The sequence below is a fragment of the Roseburia sp. genome (assembly GCF_041325975.1).
GTDB lineage: Bacteria > Bacillota > Clostridia > Lachnospirales > Lachnospiraceae > Roseburia > Roseburia rectibacter.
This window is the reverse complement of the sequence record NZ_JBGLEJ010000005.1, coordinates 200,627-221,839: the sequence shown is the minus strand read 5'-3', so window position 1 is coordinate 221,839 and position 21,213 is coordinate 200,627. Positions and strand designations below refer to the sequence as shown.

The window sequence follows — 21,213 nt, the reverse complement described above, 5'->3', positions numbered from 1 at the left end:
GGGAATGTGATATACTATGACATGATTGACAAAATAATTTTTCAGACTTATACAAAGAAATGGAGATCACTATGTGCTGTGACAACCGGGAAGAACTGCTTGACCAACTGAATCCTACTTTTTTATTTACCTGGAAAGGCACCCGTCTGAAAGACGAGGAACTCTATCACAGCCATGATTTCATCGAGATGGCTTTTATTTTGTCCGGTCACGGAAGATACCGGATCAATGGCTCCTTGTATGATATCTCCGAGGGCGATATCATTATTTTAAATCCGGGGCAGAAGCATCAGGCACTCTGCACAGACCCTTCCAATCCGGCTACGGAATTTTTTGTTGGATTATGTGACGTCCGTTTTGGGGATTTCCCGGAAAATTATCTGCCGCTGCATTTAAAAGATCTGACATCCAATCCAGCCACACAGTCTCCTATTTTACATACCTCCGGTGAACTGCGCCAGAAGCTGTTTAAGATCTGCACAGCCATGAGCGCAGAAAATGACGTCTGCCGCAGCGGACGTTATATCATGTTGAAAAGTTATCTGATGCAGATGCTGATCCTGCTGCTGCGGGAACAGAGTGAACCGGTAAAAATTAATACCGGCTGCTCTTTTGAATCTACCAGCAAAAAATATGTAGTTGACCAGATCGTAAATTATTTTGAGGATCATTACAGTGAAAAGATTTCTTTAGATCAGATTGCAGAAAATATGTACTTAAGTCCTTTTTATATCTCACGTATTTTTAAAAGTGAGACAGGCGATACACCGATCCGCCACCTGATCAATATCCGCCTTGAAAAAGCAAAAGAATTGTTGGAAAACGGCTTTGACGGCAGCATCCAGGAAGTTGCAGCCGAAGTCGGCTATGATGATGTCTATCATTTCAGCAAGCTGTTTAAAAAACGATTTGGGATGCCGCCGTCAAAGATCCGTAAATTATTATGATTCATTTAAAAATTTTTTCCAGAAATCTTTCGAGCCTGCGAATTCCAGTTCCTTGCCATTCTGGAATCTTTTACTGATAATGCCATCCTCTCCAAAACTTGGTGTGTATGTCAGATTTTTATATATTCATCGTCATATATGGGGGAATGCATATAATTCCATCTTTTACAATTAAATTTCTTGGATGAATAATATAACTTTCCCCTATGCGCTCCTTGTATTTTTCTCTGAAATTATTTAATGAGGTCGTTTTGTATTGCTTTCCTGACTTCACTTCAATCGGAAACATCTTATATTTTAATCTGCTGTTATTGGAAATGATAAAATCTATTTCCATATCATTTCGATGCTTATTTTCATTATAGTGTGTATAAAAATATAATTTATGTCCATTTGCCACCAGCATCTGAGCTATTGCATTTTCATAAAGCATTCCTTCATTAATCTGTAATTTGCCTGCCAATATCTGTTTATACACTTCATCTTCGAGTAATTCATTCTCATCAAATGCATGGCTTACCAAAAGCCCGGTATCTCCCATATAACACTTTACATAGCTCCTTGTCTCATTTAATGATAAACCCACATTAGGGGCATTACACAAAAAACACTCATTAGATATCATAGAATCCGACAACCAGAAAAATGTTCCTTCGTACTGGTCTGCGTAACTTCCATCCTGCAGCTTTTTGAATATCACTCTTTTTTCATGCTGTGAAAGAAATCCCGGAATCTGGTCATAAATTGCAAGTACCTTACTTCGATACTTTGCATCTATTTTCATAATATCTTCCCGATACAATTTAAGAATGTCCCTTTTTTCTCTATCCGCTTCTGTAAAATCTTTTTTGCTTTCAATAAATGTTACTACAGGCATAGGCATCCCACCAACAAGCATATACTGATGAAACAAAAGCATTGCCTGATTATGCATACTTCTTTCCAAAGGTTCTCTTTTTTCAAAGCATTTTTTTATATATTCAACCAGCAAATCTTCTTCTAATGCTATTGCAAATTCTTCAAAATCCAATGGATACATATTGATATGTCTTTCTTCTGACGGTATGACGATGTTCTTTACATTTTCTCTGATAGATATCAATGAACCAGTTTCGATATAATCATATCTTCCATCTGCCACTAAATATTTTATCGCTGCTCTTGCCTGTGGAAACATCTGCACCTCATCAAAAATAATAAGAGAGTTTCTCTCTGTCAGTTTTGTTCCAAAATGTGTCTGTAATAACATAAAAAATGTATCCAGATCATTCAGATATTTCTCAAAATACCCCTCAACTTCCTTATCTTTTTTAGCAAAGTCAATCAGAAGAAAACTTTTGTATTCGCTTTTTCCAAATTCTTCGCAGATGGTAGACTTTCCAATACGTCTGGCGCCTTCTATCAGTAAAGCTTTTTTCCCCTGACACTCCTTTTTCCATTCCAGTAGTTTTTTATATATTTTTCTTTTTAATATCATAGCTCCTCCAGATTATGCGCATATATATTTGTTCTATATTTTATGATTATACACATATTGTAAATTGTTTTTTGATTATACGCAAGTATTATAACCATATTTTTTATGATTATACGCACATTCTATAAAGTCATATGTTCATGCTTTTCCTCATTTCCAATCATAAATCTTACCTAATTATATCGGGAAAAGCATTTTATATTATATACTGTGTTATTAATTTTCTGGAATTTGCGATGATATATTATATAGTACTGATTCTAAACGGATTTTGAATTTATTTGCAGGGAGGCTTTTATATGTCAATGAATATTAACGGTTTAGGTAATACCTATAATAGTATCAATACAAATAGTAAACAGTATAAGGCATTGAAAGAAAAAAGCTGGTTATCTGGAGTAATTGAAAATGAATCCATGATGTCTCCGGAAGAAAAGATGATATATGAAATATTCGGTGGAAGGGATACGATTATTAAAAATCTGATGAAGCAGTTTGATTCGGACGGAGATTTATTAAATTCAAATGGTGTTGCAGGTATGGATGTTACTGGAAAAGGTACATCATGGCAGAAACTTACAAATATATCCGAAGATCATCGTCAAAAAATGTTTGATAATGTGAAGCGGGAATTTATTCAGGAAAAAGGTCTTTCAAATGGTGACACAACAAAGCGTTCCGATATTTTCAAAGATTATCAGTTGAGCGTCAGCAAAGATAAGCGTTTAAGTGGTACATGGACTTTAGAACAATATGAAGGACAGTATAGAGCTGCTATGTATGCGGCAGTAAAATCAGCCAATCCAAATTGGAAGCCCAGACAAGCATTTGATGCAAGCATTCTTGATAATGTCACAAGAGAATCCGTAGAAGCTACACTTGTCCAAAATGGTAACAGACTCGTTCATAATTCTATTGATGTATCGGTATAAAGGAGAGAAATGTATATAGGCGGCAAATTATTAACTAATCTGCCGCCCAACTTTTAGCTTCCTTATTTCTGATATTTACACCATTGATTTCACAGCATTTGCTATTTCTGTACACTATTCTTCATTATTAAAGGTGTCATTTTTTCCATGAGTGCATCCGCGATACCTCTGTTGGCACACCACAGGTGCGAACCCCTTCACCGACGCCGCGCTCGGCGGAATATTGTCAAGTGTGTATGTAAGATTTTATGAAATTGCTTCTATTCTCATCTGAATAAACTAAACTGAAAAATCAAATCTTCCGCCGATTTTATTCTCCTCCGACTTGATGGAATCCCAGTCAACGTTTTTGATCTTATCCAAAAGTTCTTCTTTTGAATTTGCCTGAACCGTAGTTTTTCGTACTTCGATTTGCTTGGATTGTTCCTTTTTCTTTATCTCTTTCTTCTCAGCAGCTTTCTTTTCCTGAATTTTTTCAAGATATTCTTTCTGACTGGCTGATGATTTTTCTAACTCTGCATAGAATGTTGTAATTCCGTCACTATTAAAAGAGATGCCAAATTTTGTAATTTTTGTATCAGTATCTGCATTGCCGTTAGTCTTACCGAATACTCTTTCAAATCCGAACTGGGCATTGATTTCATCTGACATACGCAAGGCTCCCTCAATGCTATGCATTTTTTCTGCATAATACTTCGAATCTGATTATTTACACCTTCAAATCAACCTTGTTCTTTTTTATAACTTCTTTATGCTTTTTCATCGAGAATACTTCTTTTTCTTCCTTTGTATCCTTTGCTTTTTCCAACTGCTTCTGTAGGATTTCTTCGGCTTTTTCACTCATATTCTGGAGAAAGGATTTTACTTTTGAATCTTTATGTCCTATTGCCCATGAACTAATATTTCCATCTTTATCTATTGCCCATCCCTGTTCAACTCTCCATCCAATATCTGCTTGTTGCTTTGCAAACTGCTCATCTAGTTTTTTCATGTTACCAATTTCTTTTATGTACTCATCTTCTAAGTCTGAATCATTTGCCATTTTTGTTAAAAACTGAGGAGAAATCGCTACATTCGTGGTAGTTGATTTACCATATTTCATCCCCGGACTATAATTTGCTGATACAAAACTATAATTGTCATTTTTTTTTAGAAAGATAGGAAAGTTCATCCGCTGCAGTTTTTCGGGTTGTCCCTGTCTTTACATCTTCTGTTTGCTCCACAACCTGCTTTTCTGTGGTTTCCTTAGCATTATTTTTCTGTATATTACCGGTATAAGCATTTGTGTAAATATTAGAGTAATTGTTTACACCTGTAACTGCCATACTAACATCTCCTTTCGTATTACAAAGCTTTCATTACCTTTTATTAGCATAATAATCCCAAATACCATTAAGCATTTTCCGATCACCATCTGATACATTCAGACTTAGCCTTAAATCTTTCCAGTCACCCGAATACTGCTGCGATAATTTCTGGTTATCCGACTGGATGGCGGATAAAAATGCCTGATATGCCGAATTTTGGATAACCCCCTTTTCTTTAGATTTAGCAGTATTCTCCTGGTTCTCACCTATGTTCTGTTCATTTGCTGTCTGTTCACTTCCTTTATGGTAAACTACCGATGGGGTAAAATCCTGTAATTCTGACCAGATTTCTGTTGAAGTTGCCATAAAATTACTGTGATTTTCATATGCCTGATTCAGCATATCCATTTCTTTTTCTTTGGTTAATTCCTCAATTTTGCCCGATTCTGTCACATAATACTCCGGCTCATAATCTTGTTCCGCATATTTTTCTTCAATGCTGTTTTTCATTTTGTTATATGCTTCTGCCATTCTGTTTACATGATGTTCAAAGGAATCAGTTTTTACACTCTCTGTATCTTCTTTGACAAATATATCCGTCACTTCCTTCTCAAAACGGTTCTGATAATCCATAGAACTGACAGAAGATAAATGTCGAAAGCTCTCCTGCCCTGTTTTGGAAATGGAAAGTGTATCTGTATACTGTGTCATTTTCTTTTCTAAATCTGCCGGAACATTTTGCTTTGTATTTTTCCTGCTGTTATGTTCGATTGCAGAATATGTAATATTTGTATTATTGTAAATCTTCATAGCTGTTTCCTTCCCAGATAAATACCATCAGACTCTAATATCAATCGGCACATACCTTTTAATTGTGTCTGTTTGTACCATTTCTGCTGCCTCTAAACTATCTGTAGCAAGCTGCTCCTGCAAAACCTCGTCTGGAAGTTCTTCCATATTCTCCACAGTTTTTTCCGTCATCTGCTCTGTCATTTCTTCGGTTGTCTCCGAAAGTTCGTCCATGATTTCAGACATCATGCCCTTGTTTTCCTCTGTTCCAAGAGCTTCATCCACCATTTCTTCCTTTCGTTCTTCTTCTGTTTTAGGCTTATTCCTCTCAGCAGCTTCCGCAATCTTTTCGCCATGTTCTTCTGCCTCGTCCATGACATGAAACATCTGTGAATTATTATACTCCTGATTTGCTGCCGCAATTTCATCCTCATAATTATGAAACATTTCCAGCTTTTCAGAGATTTCTTCCAAACTGTCAGCCTTTCGGTTTTTCAAATTTTCTTTTTGTGCTTCAAAAAAAGCCACCTTATTATCCCGTTCCTGCTGTCGCTGCAATTTTTCCTGTGTACTTTTCAACATATTAGAACTATTAAATCTATTTATCAGTAAACCTCCACCGGATAAATTGACTGTAAAACTCATCTGGTTCCTCCTTCCCGACAAATTAATACAAAAGATTTTTCTTCTTGTCATTTAGGCTTAACATACTATACTTCCTTATCTATCTTACTTGACGTTAGAGAGGAATCCTTTTTAGAATATGTACCATTGTTTGTATAAGTCGCACTTGCGCGGTTCGCAGCATTTGATATACCAGTTGCTTTCTGGGCTGTTTTGCCTGCAAAGGAATTGTAACCTGTAAAAACCGTTTTCAATGAACTGATATCTGCTTTCTTCAATTCATCTTCATCCAGCTCCAGCTTGTTACCCTTTCCTATGGTAATACCTATTTTAGAAAGTAAATGACTGGTTTTGTCTGTCATGCCTGTCATCCATGAAGCATTTCTAAGGACATCTTTTGTATTGGATTCTCCTGCCTCCTTAACAACATCATTATAATCATCAATAAAAGATTTCACTTTTTTGGTAATTGCATCCCAGTCATAATCCTCTACCTCTGTTTCTTCCCCGGTCTTTTCATCCTTCTTTTTTATTTTCTTTTTTTCCCAGAGTGACGCATCGTTTAGTGCATCTGCTGATTTTTTCAGGGAATCCGCACTTGTTTTCATCAGTGTAAGCTTCTGTGAAGTATCGCCTTTCCCCGATAATTTTTCTGCATCCTGCTTTGCATAATATGCTTTCATAAGTTTTCCATAGCTTCCGTTTTTAATCGCAGCATAATCAGAAAGCATATTGGTGTTTCCTACGGATGAACTGTCGGAAGTTCCTCCAAATAATGCGGAATAATCTACATTGCTGTTATATTTACTTGTGTAATCACTAAAACTCTTAATCTCTGACATAATACCATTCTCCTTTACCAACTATAAACGAATATCAATCGGTGTATACACTGCCTGCTGTGTTGCATTCTGTGCATTTTCCAGAGTCGGTGTTTCTACTGTCACCTGTGTTTCCCCTTTGATATCCGTATTCTTTACGCTGTCTGTCTCCTCTGCCGCAGCCCCCGCAGATTCCTGTGTTTTCTCGGATTTATCAGTATTGTTCTTTGTTGCAGTGTCTTCTGTATTGCTGTTCTCCGCTTTTGCAGCTTCTTCTACTGATTTATTTGCATCTGCAAGTGTAGACATCTGTGCTGCTGTCGCAGACTGTGCCTTTGCCTGCAGCTCTGCCAGTTCTTCTTCCTTCTTCTCAGTATTTCCTTTTCCGGCATCCTGTTTGATTTCAGATTCAAGCACACTGGCACGTCCCTGTATCTGTGTTGCCATACTTCCCTGCACCTTTGCCTGTTTCATGGAAGAATCTGCTGAGATCATCGCCTGCATACTTGCCTGTGACAATCCGGTGTCTTTCTTTTTTGAAGTGTTACTTGTTCCAGCCACCATATCATCCATAGATGACGAATTTTTACTCTGCTGCTTATTTCTCTGCTCGATCTGGTGCTGTCTTAACTGCTGATTGAGATTGTTAATCTCCTGCTGTATCTCCTGACGCTTTTTCATCTTATCCTCTAATGACATTTCTTCATTCGAAGATAAATCCTGTAGCTTCTGCTGTGCATTTGCAATCTGATTCTGAATATTTTTACTTACAGAATCATTCCCCTGTGTCATTCCCATTGTTCCTGTCTGCGTATTTGTCCCACTAAATCCATTGATTCTCATTTTAATCCTCCTTGTTTTGCGAAGCAAAATCCGAGTCCCATGGCGAGGAGAGGATTTAGCCTCCTTGTTTTGCGAAGCAAAATCCGAGTCCCATGGCGAGGAGAGGATTTAGCCTCCTTGTTTTGCGAAGCAAAATCCGAGCCCCATGGCGAGGAGAGGATTTGGCCTCCTTGAGCTTAAATTCTGAAATCCGTTTCCTTAAAAATCTGTACAACATGATTTCTCTTTACTGATTCTTTCGGCATATCTTTCTTTACAATAAACAGCGATGTTGTGAACCGCCCTTTTTTTGTTGTGAAGCAAATAAAAAACACCTCGAAGGTGCTTTTTGTCCTTATTCTACCTGTAACATAATACTTAGAACCACTTCCTGATTCTCCTTCTCTAAAGATATATCTCCCATATACATCCTTGCAACCCTTCGGATATTATGCAGTCCAATTCCATGCTCCTTCCCGGATTTCGTTGTTTCAGGCAGATCACTGTCCTTATAATTTAACTCCCCCTCATATCTGTTCTTTATGGTTATCATAAAAATACTGTTTTTCCGAAAAGAAGAGATACTGATATAAGGATTTTCTCCACTTACATTTTCCATGCAATTATCCAGTGCATTGTTTAAGATCACGCTTAAATCAAATGCATTTAATTTCGTATCCCCCGGATAATGAAAATCTGATATAAAACGAATCTGCTTTTCCTTTGCTTCCCTTAACTTTTCCATCAGAATCACATCAATGACAGGACTCCCCGTTTTTATCTCAGGAGATATTTCATTCCACTCCTTTTTCAAATGCTCCATATATTCTGCTGCATCATCCATATGATTCTCTGCCACAAGATGTTCCAGCATCTGTATATGATTCCCCATGTCATGACGCAGGCTGCGGATATCCTGATACAGCTTTTCCACTTCCCCGATATGCTTTTTCATATCACTGACCTGATTTAATACCAGCTCCTGCCCTGTCTGTTCTTCCTGTGCCACCTTCCAGTTTTGAAACATCGTAGTCATAACAAGAATTGCTATGATAGAGATAAAATAATGCACAAAGCTTAAAGCTCCATAAAATCCATATGTATCAATCAAGCTCTTTCCTGTATCATTTTCATAAATATTCAGATAATATTGTAGAATGCCATATCCTGTAACTCCCACAAGAGAAGGTATGATGAGCATTACCAGCTCTTTAACGTTCATTTCATCATTTTTGTATACATATGCTTTATTGATCAGACCGATTGCAACTGCAAGGAAAACGATACAAAGCACAATATCCAGAATTCTCGTTCCAGCATAAAGTCCATATTGCAGCCATTGTCTTCCTGCAATCGTATTCCCAAAAACCAGAGCTTTTGTGATAAAATCATCCAGTCTGTCTGCCATTGCAACCGCAAGCCAACGGATAGAAAAAAATGTCACTGCAAGAAATATTTTCTGATAGATGTTTCTTCTGTCCTGTATATACATCACAAGAAATGCAGCCACAACCCCCAGCATATATGCAGAAAAATTGCCAATCTGCTGCGGTATCAGATACAGCACAGACATAATTCCAATATAAACAATACTGACCAGAGCAGCTTCCCTTTTCTTTTTCATATATGGATATACAAAAACACCAAAACAGATTCCTGTAATAATCAAAATTGCAATAACAGAAAACTTCGATGTGATCATCCAACATCTTTCCACTAAACTCATCTGACTTCATTTCCTTTCCTCTGGTTATACTTCAGATACCTCCTCACAAACTCCGGATAATTCTTTTTTGCAATCAATGCAGTTCCATTTTTCATAGTTACACAAGTTGCATCATATTTTTCTACATATTTAAAATGTACAAGATAGGCTCTGTGTGTTCGGAAAAAATCTGTTCCTGCCATATCACTTAATTCCTGTAATTTACCATAGTATTCAATATCCTTACTTCGTGTATGGATAATAACTTTCCGGTTATACACCTCGGCATACACAATATCACGCAGAAAAATCTTTATATGACTTCCGGCGGTCTGTACCATAATATACTTTTCGTCTTTTTCAAGTCTGGAACTCCTTTTTATGTTATGGACTGCCTTTGTCACAACCTCTTTCAATTTCTCATCGGAAAATGGCTTAACCAGATAATGAAATGCTCCGACATCAAATGCCTGAAAAACATACTCCTCTGCTGCTGTCACAAAAATGAGTATCATATTCTCATTGTCCTGACGAAGCATCTTTGCCGTTTCCATCCCATCCATTCCCGGCATCTGAATATCCAGAAAAAGAATATCCGGCTTACTGCCACTTGCGATCAGTTCATCACCCGATAAATATTTATCTATAACCGCATCCGGCAATAACTTTTTTATCTTTTCTTCCAGTATCTGAACCATAGATACTTCATCATCACAGATAGCTATTTGCATATTGTCACTTCCTTGCTTACATATATTTATAGCTATTATATCGGATAAGTTCATGCAATATCTATCTGGAATGTTGTGAAATGACCTTTTTTTGTTGTGAAAAATCAAAAGTGCCACCTGGCACTGCTCCTATGCTCATTTTTTCCTTGCGCACAATATTTATTTTATGCTCTAGCTTCAAAAGACGGTCTATCCTGATCCAAATAATCCGGCATCTCTCTCAATTCTGAACTTCCATTCTCTTTTACGAAATTATATTCGCTCCAATAAATAGAATAAAATTCATCTTTTTTTGCAAGTTCCGCTGGTGTCATCTCATAGCCCCAGCCATTTCCAAGATTAGATAATACCGTTACTCCCTGATACTGAATTTCAGCACCATAACCACCAGTAGTTAGAATTGGACAATTCAATGTTCCTCCTCCCGCCAGTGCAAACTTCTTTTCAGCAAAATTACTGCTTTTTCCTTCTGCCTTCTCCAAAAAATCCAATAATGATAATTCTCCACATCCTTTGCATTTCGAATTGCCAGTTTGTTTTTTTATAGTATTTTTAGCCTGTTCATATAATTGTTTTCTATCAGGTGCAACATCTGATAGATATTCTGCCCGTAAACCAAGAACCTGTCTGGAAATATATTCGTACTCTGTCTTATTTGCTGTCGTAGCTGCTCGTCGTGCCAGTTCTTTAATTTCACTAACAAATTCCGCATGCGTTTTTGAACTTTTCCCTTTTGTTGGAATATAAAGCCAATTCGGTTCTCCGTTACTGCATGAGGAAATTAATTGCTCTTTTCCAACAGTTCCTATACCTGACAATGATATACCCATTAACTCAACTCCTTATGTGACACTTCATAATCACCAAATATGTCATTAATTCTTGTTTCATATGCATACCACCGTGTAAATACAGACATATTCCCCAGGAAATTTTTAACTTTAGAGGTATCTTCTGACTTCGGATAATAATCTTCCATCAAATCCCAGACATTACAAATTTCCCCTTCCGATCCGGTGCGTAACGTCTGAAATGGAACCTTTAAATCGTAATTATTCTCTCCGATTGTTATTTTCAGATTTCCATTAAATTTATTGTCCTCTGTAAAAGATGTTACCTGTTCCTTGAAAAACATCTTAAAATTCTCAGGCGGTATCGCTGATTCCTTTGCCAGACTGCTCCTGCCAGCCTGATTTCTAAATTCAAAATTCCATGTGCTGTTAAAATCAAAACCACCGTCTAATGTAAGGCTGGAATTTGCTTCGATTTTATCACAGTCAATCTCATCCAAATCCCATTTTTCGATCATTTGCTTGACAGATTCCCTCAATGCCGCATTGGTTTCATTGCATTGATAGTAATAATCTGAATTATAATAAGTCCAGTCACTGTGACTATCAGAATAGTATTTCTCATTCAATGCTTTTCCTTCCTGATAGTTTGCCTGACTTGCTGCCCTTGCATTTTCTTTTGCAAATACCTCATACATCTCACTTACGATTTGTGTATTATCTGCTTCATTGGTTCCGGATGTCTGATGCTGACTTGTCCGATAGGTACGCATGGAAGTACAACATTCCTCAAAATAGGAATTAAGTTCACCCCTGCTCACCTTTCCGGCATAAAAATCGGTCATATGACTGGATATATCTTTCTGCATATCATAGCCAAAAGAATCTCCGAAGTTACTCTTGGGCATCCCTGTCACTACATTAAATTTTTGATAACAGTCACATACATATACCAGTGGTTCTGCCATTTTCTCAAAAGTGTCTTTTCTGGTTTGGATTTCTTCTGTCAAATCCTTTACCTTTTCTTTGTATTCATCATATTTGCCCGCATCATTTACAATATTATTTACGTTGTTTGAAGCAAGCGCTCCGATGTAAAGTGTACTGTCTCTCATACATTATCCTCTCTAACTGCTACCAACTTACTTTTAGTTTTTCTAATTTTTCCAGAAAAGCAACATAAACCTCTCTTTCTTTCATACAAGCTCGCTGAACTTCGATACTTTTCGGAACATATTCCCGTGGGTGATCTAAATCGTAAAGAGCCCGACTCGTTGCCTGAATTGCAGACTCTGTTGTATTTCCCAAAATGTCGATGTTATCAGCATCTCCATCTCCTTTAAGCTGTTTATTCAGCCTTTGTACCATCATCTGCGATATATGACTCAACATTCCATTTTTCTTTATTCCCATGCCGTTTGCATTTATATCCTTAGCAGCTTCCATCCATGCATCTTTTACATCCTGTGGAGCATTCGGTCCAATCATATCAAATGCTTTTTCATCAAAGTCTGCTTCTGCCATATATGGATTTATATTTTCATTTTCCTGAACCGCACATTCCGTACTAAATTGAGGGATATTATTCTGCTTACGTTTATTATCATACGGCACGCCATTCACAGAATAATTAGCATTAATCTGCATAGTGCAAGTCCTCCTTATTAATCACGTGACACTTTATAATTAACATAATCACCGTCACTTTCATAATGACTCATTAGATTTTTTGTTCCCTGAACATTGCCATACATTGCTCATTCCCATATAAGACACATTATTAAATCACACATTTTACGCTTTCATATCGAAGTTGCCTTGTGATATTATGTCTTCGTTTATACTGCCAGCCTTTTCTTCACTATTTAATGCTTTTCTCGCCTCACTAAATGCCTCATAATATGTCATTTTTAATGCTGAATGAACCTGTGACTCTGCTTTTGTTTCTTTTTCCTGCCAGCCTACTCCCCCTGTATAGGTCAAAACTTCTTCGCCATCTTCATTGTATACATGAATTGCCGAGCCTGTCCCTGTTCCCTGATATTTTGCCTCATAAGGTATTCCAAACAGCATACAGAGCCATTTTTTGTCTGCTTCCTCAACTTCTTTCATTGCTGACATATTACCTGAATTCATTGATTGACTAAACTTTCCAATTAAAGCAGCTCTATTCGGGGCTACTTTGCTTACTTCCGTCTTTCTCAAATTCATAAATGCATTTCCCATATATACATTGTCCTGTGCATCTTTTTTTGCCAGATCAACAATCTTCTCTTTTAAAGAATCCGTTAATTTCCATTTGTTTTTTTCAGAAGATTTAGAAACATTTTTATTCGATGTGTTCCACACTTTTGCTGTGCTATAATTATTTGATATTTCCATTTAATTGAATCACCTCTCTGTTCTGTCATTTATGTAATCATACAATTCCTTATATGACAGATAACCTGATAAGTTGTTCGAATCATATTGTAACTGCATAAATTCTTTAATCATGCTCATATAGTCTTTCTTTTCATTTATGCTGTCAGAATCATAAGTGATGTTGCCATTCACACCACTAGCCGCATTCATGAAATCTCCAAAAGCATTTTTCGTAAAGCCTTCTACATCACTATATGTTGTATATGCAAGCATTTCCAAATAACTTGCATTTCTTGGATCAACATCATTTATCTGTACATTTGTATCTGTGTAATTTCCTTCTTTGTCCCAATATCTTACCCTGTATTCTGGGTTTGCCGAATCATATGCATCTGATTTATATACAGATGCACTACTGCCATCCGGAAATCCTACTGCTGTTAATGCATTTCCACTATCTTCTGTTCCTGACATATGTAATGTAATATTAGAAGATGTACTACTTACATTTGATAACAAACCGGAATTCATACCGTTTGCTTTCGCAGTGTTTCTTTTTGTTCCTGTATAATAATTTGAATAATTATAACCGTTAATTCCTGCTATACTCATTTTCGTTTCCTCCAATTATTTTCATTCCTCTGTCATTCGGAATCTATTCACTCTCCATAGCATAATAATCCCAAATACCATTAAGCATTTTCCGATCACCATCTGATACATTCAGATTTAGCCTTAAATCTTTCCAATCACCCGAATACTGCTGCGATAATTTCTGGTTATCCGACTGGATGGCGGATAAAAATGCCTGATATGCCGAATTTTGGATAACCCCATTTTCTTTAGATCTTGCAGTATTCTCCTGGTTCTCACCTATGTTCTGTTCATTTGCTGTCTGTTCACTTCCTTTATGGTAAACTACCGATGGTGTAAAATCCTGTAATTCTGACCAGATTTCTGTGGAAGTTGCCATAAAATTACTGTGATTTTCATATGCCTGATTTAGCATATCCAGTTCTTTTTCTTTGGTTAATTCCTCAATTTTGCCCGATTCCGTCACATAATACTCTTGCTCATAATCTTGTGCCGCATATTTTTCTTCAATGCTGTTTTTCATTTTGTTATATGCTGTTGCCATTCTGTTTACATGATGTTCAAAAGTATCTGACTTCACCCCCTGTGTCGTATCTTCCTTTGCAAATACCTCTGTTACTTCATTTTCAAACCGATTGACATAATCCATAAAACTAACTGATGATAAATGCTTAAAGATTTCCTGCCCTGTCTTTGAAATAGAAAGTGTATCTGTGTACTGTGTCATTTTCTTTTCTAAATCTGCCGGAATATTTTGCTTTGTATTTTTTCTGCTGTTTTGTTCGATTGCAGAATATGTAATATTCATATTATTATAAATCTTCATAACTGGTCTCCCCTAAAAGCCTTACCTGTACTCATATATTCACTTGTTTTCGCATTAATCTGTGTCCCTGCATTATCAATTATTTTTTGATTTGTTTTTTGGGCTGAAGCTATATAGGATTTCAAATCAATACTTTTGTCAACATTTGTATTATGTGTTCTTCCTTTCGTATTTTTTACAAGTTTTTCCTTTCCTGATGCACTTATCGTTAAAGTATCTCTTGTACCGCTGCAACCTGCATCTTGACTTCTTGTAGTCTTTTGTTGTTTTCCAAACAGCGCATTAACGAATGACTGATTGGTATAAATTCGGCTGTTAAAGAAAATATTCATAATATCACCTATATCCTTAATATGACTTATATCATGTTCCATTCTTTTATAATTTCATCGGCACTATTCTTCACATATTTTATACGCTCTGCACCAACTACGATTTTTTTGCACCAACTACGATTTGAGCACAAAAAAAGGACAAAACCGCCCTTTTCATGAATTCAGAAACAAATCTGCTACAAATCTGTTTCCATCCTGTTTTAATTGTAAATCCCCATCATACTTATCTATGCTCTGTTTCACATTTAAGAGTCCTATCCCTCTGCCTTTTCCCTTATCTGATACCGGCATACGTTTTTTCCATTTTACCTTTCCACAACTGTTTTCTATATGAACTACCGTCATCTTATGATAGGCACTGATTTTAATAAAAATGTATTTGTCTCCGTCAGCATTTGCGGCAGCTTCAATCGCATTGTCCAGCAGATTCCCGAAAATAGTTGTTATGTCTATCGGCTCTATGTAAGATAAGTCTACATTGTCTATCTTAATGTCCGAATGTATCCCTTTCTCCTGCATGACAGCATTTTTATCTGTCAGCAAAATGTTCAATATCGGATTCTCTGTGTAAGATATAGGAATCAGTGGTGCCAGTGTACTTCTGATTGCCTCTGCATATTCGCCAGCCGTATGCTCCCTCTCTGTTCCATACAAATTCTCGATAGCCCTGATATGCTTATCCACATCATGTAATATCCGTACTGTCTGACTATATTTTTCAGTCTGTGCAAGATAATACTCATACTGCATTTTTGCCTGTTGCTCCAATGCCTTTACGCGGTTTTCATAGTATCTCTTTTCGTCTGCCATTTTGACATAATACAAAAGATACAGGTCAGCCAAAACGATGCAGCCCATATTTACCGCTGACAGATAGCTTTTCTGCCCATCCCTGAAATTCTGCACAATCACAAGCATATTGACCAGACTGTAAAAAAACAGGATTCCATATATGATATATTGTTCTCTGGAACAGGCTGCTTCTGTCCTTTTTATCAATCTGTTTATCAAAACATAGTATAGGAATATCATTATTAGTTTTGAAAATGTCACTTCCAGACAATATTGCATGACAACATCAATATTTGATATTCCACAAATCTGCAAAAAGCAATGTAACAGAAACACTCCCAGAGTTTCACATACAGACATACACAAAACCAATACTTCACACTCTGTAATTCTGCGGATTGGTCTGTCTGCAGCTTCGTAATACAAAAAATATACCGTTACACCAACTCCGACAAACCATATCAGCAGATTCAATATTGCAAAGTTCAGCATATTTATGCAAAATGCAGTATTTCCCATCGCTACCTCTGCCGCTATATACAAAATTTTATTGCTGTAACTTTTCTTATATCTTTCATTCATAAATTGAAAAAGAATTGTACAGATAATAAAACAGGAAAGCCCATTACATATCACAAGTAAAATCTTATCCATCTTCTATTCTCTCCTCTGGGTTTTCTGCAAAAATTCATTCATTTCTTCCCGGAAATCAGAGCTTCTTTTTTGTGCAAGGGACAGTTCTTTCCCATTGTCCAGATAAATATGAAATCCCTGTATCTTCTCAATATGTCTCAGATTTACAAGACAGCCTCTGTGATTTACCACAAAATCATATGGTTGTAATTCTTCCACAAGGTTTTCAAATGTACATTCACATTCATATCTGCAATCTTCCAGAATAATTGCTGCTTTTCTGGATCTTTTTATGTACTCAAAATATAATATCTCGTTTAATTTCAAACGCACACAACCTGCTTTTGTTCCTGATTCATCTAGTATTTCAAATTCCTTTTCTATTTCCGGACATTTCTCCTGCCCCAGAATTTCCATAATCTGCGTTTTCATTTCTTCTTCATTGATCGGTTTACACAAAAAAGAAAACGCATGTACCTTATTAATCGCCTGTGCCATGTATTCTTCATAACTGGTAATGTATATAATTTTTATATCATGATTTTTTTCTTTCAGCTTTCTTCCGAGCGTAATTCCGCCCAGTTCTTCCATGGAAATATCCAGTATTCCGATATCAATCTTGTCATTATTGTTCAGCAGCTCATTCGCCGATAGAAATGGCCGAATCTGATATTGAACCTGATATTCTGAAAGAATTTTATCCAGCATCAGCGCCGCTTTGTCAAGATCTTCCTTATCATCATCGCATATTGCTACTTCTAACAATCCATTCTCCTCCCTGTAATAACTTTTGTTTTTCTATTATACCATATCGGCACTTTTTATAATTGCCGATATGGTATGGTCATCAAAATTATTTTTACCTTCCCTCTCTGCCTCGTTTCCTTGTACCCCGTCTGCCATATGCCTTCGTTCCATGATATTTCTTTCTGGCTTCCAGTTCCTCTAAGAATTCATCATATACACTCATCTTATAACGGATACTCTTCATCTTAGCCGCATCATATCCCATCCTGTTCTTATATGCTTCAAATTCCTGTGAAGTATCATCTGTTGGCGTTGGGAGCTGTCTGACACGCTCCTGTATGGACATCTTTGTATAATCCGGTGGTATCTCCTGCTCTTCTTTATGGGAAGCCGGTTCTGTCTGTTCTTCCGCTGCTATTCCCTGCCACTCCCGGTTAAATTCATCAAACGCAGCACCATAGAACACTTCCTCCTCGTCATCACGAATGTTCTCTTTCTCACAGAACCGGTCAAAGCCCTCATATACACTGATATCCCCTTCTGTCTTTTCATATTCCTTTTGAACACTCCCTGCTGTATCTATACCGACACTTTCCCTAACATCAGATATATCCCATTCCGCATAATCATCATATCTTCCGGATTCCTGTTCGATATCAGCCTTTATGCGTTCATACTCCAGTCTGCTCTTTTCCTTCTTTTTCAGATATTCTATGCAATAGTTGTCTTCTGATTGGAGACTCTAGAAAAAGTGACATGATTACTGCAGAGATCGTCATGCAGGCAATCAATAATAATGAGATTTAGCAGTAAAAGCAGGGCAGCCTGCTTTTATTGTATTTTCCCTGATCTCTTAATCTGCATCATTTTTTATGTCGATCAGATAACTTGCAGATGTTGGTGCAGACAATCTGCGGATGCATAACAAATAAGATCTAAATCAGGTGCATCTAATTTGACGGACAACATTATATTCTCTGATCTTCTCTGTCATAATAAAATCCTCTCTTTCTTAAATTGCATACTTTTCTTTTACCTCTTCTGCTGTTGGGAAAATCCCGGTATCAACATATACTTTGTTTTCCCCTGCAACAACCTCTGCGATATGTGCATCATTATCTGCCATAAGCAGTTTTTCCGCTTTTGCACTCGCATTCTCCAAAGCTTCTTTTATCTCAGCCTCCTGCACCTTTGCACGGATTGCTTTTGTTTTTGGCATGAACTTTGCCCTGCGCCGCCTCTGATACATGGCATTGCGCTCACGAAGTCTTTGTTTTTCCTTTATTTCAGCCAGTTCTTCTTCCGTCAGTTCCTGTGCCGGAAGTTCCACTTTACCGATGAAGTTAAGGTAAATCTCTATCTCCATCACACGCTCGCCATCAATCTTTTCCGCTTTGTGGACAAGTATCTTATCCACAAATTCATTGATGATGACAGGTGTTAATTCCGTGATATCCGTGTATTTATGGACTAATGCCAGAAATTCCTCCGTCCGGTCTGTATCCTCGTCATACTGCGTAAGCTGCTCCCTGCATGCCTTAATGGACTGTTCCAGTTCTGCCTGTTCTTTTTCATACCCTGCCTATAGCATTTCATATCTTTTGTCAGGCAGTCTGCCAAGGGCATTGTCCTCATACACTTTTTTAAGAAGGATATCAAGCTCTGCATACCGCTTCTCCTGATGCTTTAACGCAGCCTTCAGCTTCTTCGCCTCACTCTGTTCCCGGATTTCTGATGCACTGCGGATTCTTTCGACAAATGCTCTCTCATCCATCCTTACACTTTTACACGCATACTGAATGGTTTCAAGCACAAACTGGTCAATCACCTTTGCCTGTATATTGTGCGAACAGCAGACCTTTCCTGACTGGTCATGGCTGTTATTATAATTGCCGCAGTTATAACAGGCTGGAGTTGTTCTGACACTGCCATCCGGCAGTCCTCTCCATTTTCTTCCGGCACGCTTTCCCTCATTACGATAATGCATCTTTCCACCGCAGTCCGCACAGAAAATCTTACCCACAAACGGATTTGACTCGCCTTCTGTGTTTATCCTGCGTTTGGTCTTTCTAAGCTCCTGCACCATATACCATGTTTTTCTGTCAATGATCGCCTCATGGGTATCCGTAAAGACCACTATCTCGTCACTGTCATTCTTTACAGCAACCTTATCCTTATAGGAAAGCTTCTTTGTACGGAAGTTCACAGTATCTCCCATATACTCCGGTTTTTCAAGCATTCTTACGACACTTACTCCTGCCCATTCATATGGCTTTGACATATCACACCGGTTCTTATCTTCCGGATCTTTGATATATCCGTATGGCGGATTGTTGGTAATTGGTTTCCCGTCCCTGCCCTTTGCCTGCAATACCGCCTTTATCTTGCGGCTGCAGTCACGCAGATACCATTCATTCATGATATTTAAAAAAGGGGCGAATTCGCTGCTGGTGTTAATATCACTGTCAACACCATTAGAGATAGCAACGAAATGGACACCTTTTTCCCGAAAGAATACCTCCGTGTAAAATCCTACCTGTAGGTAATCCCTCCCGACTCGGCTCATATCCTTTACAATGACTGTGCCAATGCTTCCGTCTTCAATCTGTCGGAGCATTTCCTTCCATCCCGGTCTGTCAAAATTTCCACCGGAATATCCGTCATCTGTAAAATGCACCAAATCGGTATATCCATTACTCTTTGCATAGTCCTCCAGCATTTTCTTCTGGTTCACTATACTGTTGCTGTCTCCCGCAAGCTCATCGTCCCTTGAGAGTCGCTCATAAAGAGCAGTTATTCTGTTTTTCGATTTGTCAGTTGTCTGTCTGGTTCTGTTCATGCCGAACTCCCTTCCGGCAACTGACTTATTTGTGGTAGCTCTATCTTATCATAATCCGCTTTCTCTGTCAGCACCTCTCTTGAAATAATGTGGGAAATCTTGTCCGAAAAGGTATCTGTACTGTTTTCACTCGTTAATACCCTGATTTTGTAAACTGTCCCACCAATCCTGCGATAAAAAAATCCAGCTTCACATGAGCCGGACTTTCTATCGCCATTATTTAGTTTTTCTGCCTCCATAATCAATCCTTGCCTTTCTCTCTGATAAAAATTATAATTGTTTCATGCTTCCGCTTCGTGTAACCGAAGCTGTATTTTATCCATACTTCATAGCCTTTTTGCTCCTTTCTGTAATTACTTTAGTGATAAAAAGGATTACTCTCTTCACTAATAGGAGAAATACGGCTACAAAATCGGAAGTGTTTTGAAATTATTTTTGAAAAAATTTTTAAGGACTGATTAAATTGCCAAAATATGAGGAACTAAAAGCTTTCCGCAAACAAAACTTAATACCGGCATACAACGATTCTTCCAGTGAGAAAACTATGCTGCACAGGGAAGCCCGTGCATTAGCAATCAGCCGTCTTGAAGAAACTGCACGAACCGAGGAAGAATTTGCAAATGTTATATCGTGTTGGGATAAACTTGATGACAACAGGGAACGCAGAGAGCGATACCATGAAATCGGACGCTCTGAAGTACCGCTTGAATGGCACGCCTCTGATTATGTCCTGTCCGGTAATGACCACTATGACATGGTACTGTGGTAACAGATACTTGCCGGCGATTTTATTGATTATATCTTTGATGAGCCGGATTACATCCATGAGCTTGTACGCAGTCAGGATTTATGCCTGATATTAAAGAATATGAAGGAACACCAGAAACAGCTTTTGTACTATGTGATTGTCCGGTCATACTCCACTCTCCAATACGCTGAGCTGAATGGAAAGACTGACCGCAATGTGCGTGGTGTAAGGGAAACTGCCATAAAGCAGATAAGAAAGAAATATAAGATTGCACTTGAAACAAGGCTGCTTCATCTGCCTTGGACACTTACATTGGACGAAAAATATTTTCTTGAAAATGGGGTAAGAACTAAAGACGAAAAGAATTCTGAAAAACAGTGACTATGCTG

At 37.6% G+C, this 21,213-nt stretch carries 27 protein-coding genes and 1 pseudogene; 4 read left to right on the top strand and 24 right to left on the bottom strand.

Annotated elements, in window-relative coordinates; genetic code table 11:
• The first annotated feature begins 71 nt into the window (after positions 1 to 71).
• Positions 72 to 947 (top strand): helix-turn-helix domain-containing protein, encoded by an 876-nt coding sequence (locus ACDD58_RS12315; RefSeq protein ID WP_370777707.1) that lies wholly within the window; start codon positions 72 to 74, stop codon positions 945 to 947.
• Between the two features lie 118 nt (positions 948 to 1,065).
• Here ACDD58_RS12315 and ACDD58_RS12310 read toward each other — a convergent pair whose 3' ends face one another.
• Entirely contained in the window at positions 1,066 to 2,424 is a 1,359-nt protein-coding gene (locus ACDD58_RS12310; RefSeq protein WP_370777706.1) for an ATP-binding protein, read from the bottom strand.
• 305 nt (positions 2,425 to 2,729) lie between these two features.
• Between ACDD58_RS12310 and ACDD58_RS12305 the strand changes: the two genes are divergently transcribed.
• Complete coding sequence (locus tag ACDD58_RS12305; RefSeq protein WP_117918782.1) at positions 2,730 to 3,356, top strand: DUF3879 family protein; 627 nt, start codon at positions 2,730 to 2,732, stop codon at positions 3,354 to 3,356.
• A 279-nt stretch (positions 3,357 to 3,635) separates the two neighbouring features.
• Here ACDD58_RS12305 and ACDD58_RS12300 read toward each other — a convergent pair.
• The 23 genes and pseudogenes from ACDD58_RS12300 to ACDD58_RS12190 all read right to left on the bottom strand — a co-directional run.
• Positions 3,636 to 4,061: pseudogene (locus ACDD58_RS12300) on the bottom strand (DUF6033 family protein); the annotation flags it as partial.
• Between the two features lie 4 nt (positions 4,062 to 4,065).
• Positions 4,066 to 4,458, bottom strand: a complete 393-nt coding sequence (locus tag ACDD58_RS12295) for a DUF6033 family protein (RefSeq protein ID WP_182002540.1) — start codon at positions 4,456 to 4,458, stop codon at positions 4,066 to 4,068.
• Positions 4,459 to 4,495: 37 nt separating this feature from the next.
• On the bottom strand, positions 4,496 to 4,681 hold the full coding sequence (locus ACDD58_RS12290; protein ID WP_370777704.1) for a hypothetical protein: 186 nt from the start codon (positions 4,679 to 4,681) through the stop codon (positions 4,496 to 4,498).
• Positions 4,682 to 4,714: 33 nt separating this feature from the next.
• The gene (locus ACDD58_RS12285; protein ID WP_155219730.1) at positions 4,715 to 5,473 is read right to left on the bottom strand and encodes a hypothetical protein; all 759 of its coding nucleotides are present in this window, start codon (positions 5,471 to 5,473) and stop codon (positions 4,715 to 4,717) included.
• A 27-nt stretch (positions 5,474 to 5,500) separates the two neighbouring features.
• Positions 5,501 to 6,097: a hypothetical protein gene (locus tag ACDD58_RS12280; RefSeq protein WP_006859435.1), complete on the bottom strand. Its 597-nt coding sequence runs from the start codon at positions 6,095 to 6,097 to the stop codon at positions 5,501 to 5,503.
• A 65-nt stretch (positions 6,098 to 6,162) separates the two neighbouring features.
• The gene (locus tag ACDD58_RS12275; RefSeq protein WP_227061396.1) at positions 6,163 to 6,918 is read right to left on the bottom strand and encodes a hypothetical protein; all 756 of its coding nucleotides are present in this window, start codon (positions 6,916 to 6,918) and stop codon (positions 6,163 to 6,165) included.
• 21 nt (positions 6,919 to 6,939) lie between these two features.
• Entirely contained in the window at positions 6,940 to 7,740 is an 801-nt protein-coding gene (locus ACDD58_RS12270) for a FlxA-like family protein (RefSeq protein WP_370777703.1), read from the bottom strand.
• 334 nt (positions 7,741 to 8,074) lie between these two features.
• Complete coding sequence (locus ACDD58_RS12265; RefSeq protein WP_370777701.1) at positions 8,075 to 9,445, bottom strand: GHKL domain-containing protein; 1,371 nt, start codon at positions 9,443 to 9,445, stop codon at positions 8,075 to 8,077.
• Positions 9,442 to 10,155, bottom strand: a complete 714-nt coding sequence (locus ACDD58_RS12260) for a LytR/AlgR family response regulator transcription factor (RefSeq protein WP_370777699.1) — start codon at positions 10,153 to 10,155, stop codon at positions 9,442 to 9,444. The genes ACDD58_RS12265 and ACDD58_RS12260 overlap by 4 nt, the downstream gene beginning before the upstream one ends.
• A 164-nt stretch (positions 10,156 to 10,319) precedes the next feature.
• Entirely contained in the window at positions 10,320 to 10,985 is a 666-nt protein-coding gene (locus ACDD58_RS12255; RefSeq protein WP_055231204.1) for a hypothetical protein, read from the bottom strand.
• Positions 10,985 to 12,061: a hypothetical protein gene (locus tag ACDD58_RS12250; protein WP_055231202.1), complete on the bottom strand. Its 1,077-nt coding sequence runs from the start codon at positions 12,059 to 12,061 to the stop codon at positions 10,985 to 10,987. Before ACDD58_RS12250 ends, ACDD58_RS12255 begins: the two co-directional genes overlap by 1 nt.
• A gap of 19 nt (positions 12,062 to 12,080) precedes the next feature.
• Complete coding sequence (locus tag ACDD58_RS12245) at positions 12,081 to 12,593, bottom strand: hypothetical protein (RefSeq protein WP_370777697.1); 513 nt, start codon at positions 12,591 to 12,593, stop codon at positions 12,081 to 12,083.
• 17 nt (positions 12,594 to 12,610) lie between these two features.
• Positions 12,611 to 12,700, bottom strand: coding sequence for a DUF3879 family protein (locus ACDD58_RS12240; RefSeq protein ID WP_118096728.1), 90 nt, complete (start codon positions 12,698 to 12,700; stop codon positions 12,611 to 12,613).
• 40 nt (positions 12,701 to 12,740) lie between these two features.
• Complete coding sequence (locus ACDD58_RS12235) at positions 12,741 to 13,328, bottom strand: hypothetical protein (RefSeq protein WP_055231201.1); 588 nt, start codon at positions 13,326 to 13,328, stop codon at positions 12,741 to 12,743.
• 9 nt (positions 13,329 to 13,337) lie between these two features.
• A complete protein-coding gene (locus tag ACDD58_RS12230) occupies positions 13,338 to 13,922 on the bottom strand; it encodes a hypothetical protein (RefSeq protein ID WP_370777694.1) in 585 nt (194 codons plus the stop codon).
• Positions 13,923 to 13,965: 43 nt separating this feature from the next.
• Positions 13,966 to 14,730 (bottom strand): hypothetical protein, encoded by a 765-nt coding sequence (locus ACDD58_RS12225; protein ID WP_055231197.1) that lies wholly within the window; start codon positions 14,728 to 14,730, stop codon positions 13,966 to 13,968.
• A complete protein-coding gene (locus ACDD58_RS12220) occupies positions 14,727 to 15,104 on the bottom strand; it encodes a hypothetical protein (protein WP_243096639.1) in 378 nt (125 codons plus the stop codon). The genes ACDD58_RS12225 and ACDD58_RS12220 overlap by 4 nt, the downstream gene beginning before the upstream one ends.
• A gap of 114 nt (positions 15,105 to 15,218) precedes the next feature.
• The gene (locus ACDD58_RS12215) at positions 15,219 to 16,511 is read right to left on the bottom strand and encodes a sensor histidine kinase (RefSeq protein WP_118590885.1); all 1,293 of its coding nucleotides are present in this window, start codon (positions 16,509 to 16,511) and stop codon (positions 15,219 to 15,221) included.
• A 3-nt stretch (positions 16,512 to 16,514) separates the two neighbouring features.
• A complete protein-coding gene (locus ACDD58_RS12210; RefSeq protein WP_370777693.1) occupies positions 16,515 to 17,255 on the bottom strand; it encodes a LytR/AlgR family response regulator transcription factor in 741 nt (246 codons plus the stop codon).
• Positions 17,256 to 17,349: 94 nt separating this feature from the next.
• Positions 17,350 to 17,703: a hypothetical protein gene (locus tag ACDD58_RS12205; protein WP_208888369.1), complete on the bottom strand. Its 354-nt coding sequence runs from the start codon at positions 17,701 to 17,703 to the stop codon at positions 17,350 to 17,352.
• 546 nt (positions 17,704 to 18,249) lie between these two features.
• Entirely contained in the window at positions 18,250 to 18,717 is a 468-nt protein-coding gene (locus ACDD58_RS12200) for a DUF4368 domain-containing protein (protein WP_370778744.1), read from the bottom strand.
• Positions 18,718 to 18,819: 102 nt separating this feature from the next.
• Positions 18,820 to 20,076 (bottom strand): recombinase family protein, encoded by a 1,257-nt coding sequence (locus tag ACDD58_RS12195; protein ID WP_370777691.1) that lies wholly within the window; start codon positions 20,074 to 20,076, stop codon positions 18,820 to 18,822.
• Positions 20,073 to 20,315 carry a transposon-encoded TnpW family protein gene (locus tag ACDD58_RS12190; RefSeq protein ID WP_118096732.1) on the bottom strand — a complete coding sequence of 81 codons (243 nt, stop codon included), beginning with the start codon at positions 20,313 to 20,315 and terminating at the stop codon, positions 20,073 to 20,075. Before ACDD58_RS12190 ends, ACDD58_RS12195 begins: the two co-directional genes overlap by 4 nt.
• A 224-nt stretch (positions 20,316 to 20,539) precedes the next feature.
• Here ACDD58_RS12190 and ACDD58_RS12185 point away from each other — a divergent pair, with 224 nt between their 5' ends.
• Both ACDD58_RS12185 and ACDD58_RS12180 read left to right on the top strand, forming a co-directional pair.
• Positions 20,540 to 20,845, top strand: coding sequence for a hypothetical protein (locus ACDD58_RS12185; RefSeq protein WP_370777690.1), 306 nt, complete (start codon positions 20,540 to 20,542; stop codon positions 20,843 to 20,845).
• A gap of 99 nt (positions 20,846 to 20,944) precedes the next feature.
• Complete coding sequence (locus ACDD58_RS12180) at positions 20,945 to 21,205, top strand: hypothetical protein (protein ID WP_370777688.1); 261 nt, start codon at positions 20,945 to 20,947, stop codon at positions 21,203 to 21,205.
• Positions 21,206 to 21,213: the final 8 nt, after the last annotated feature.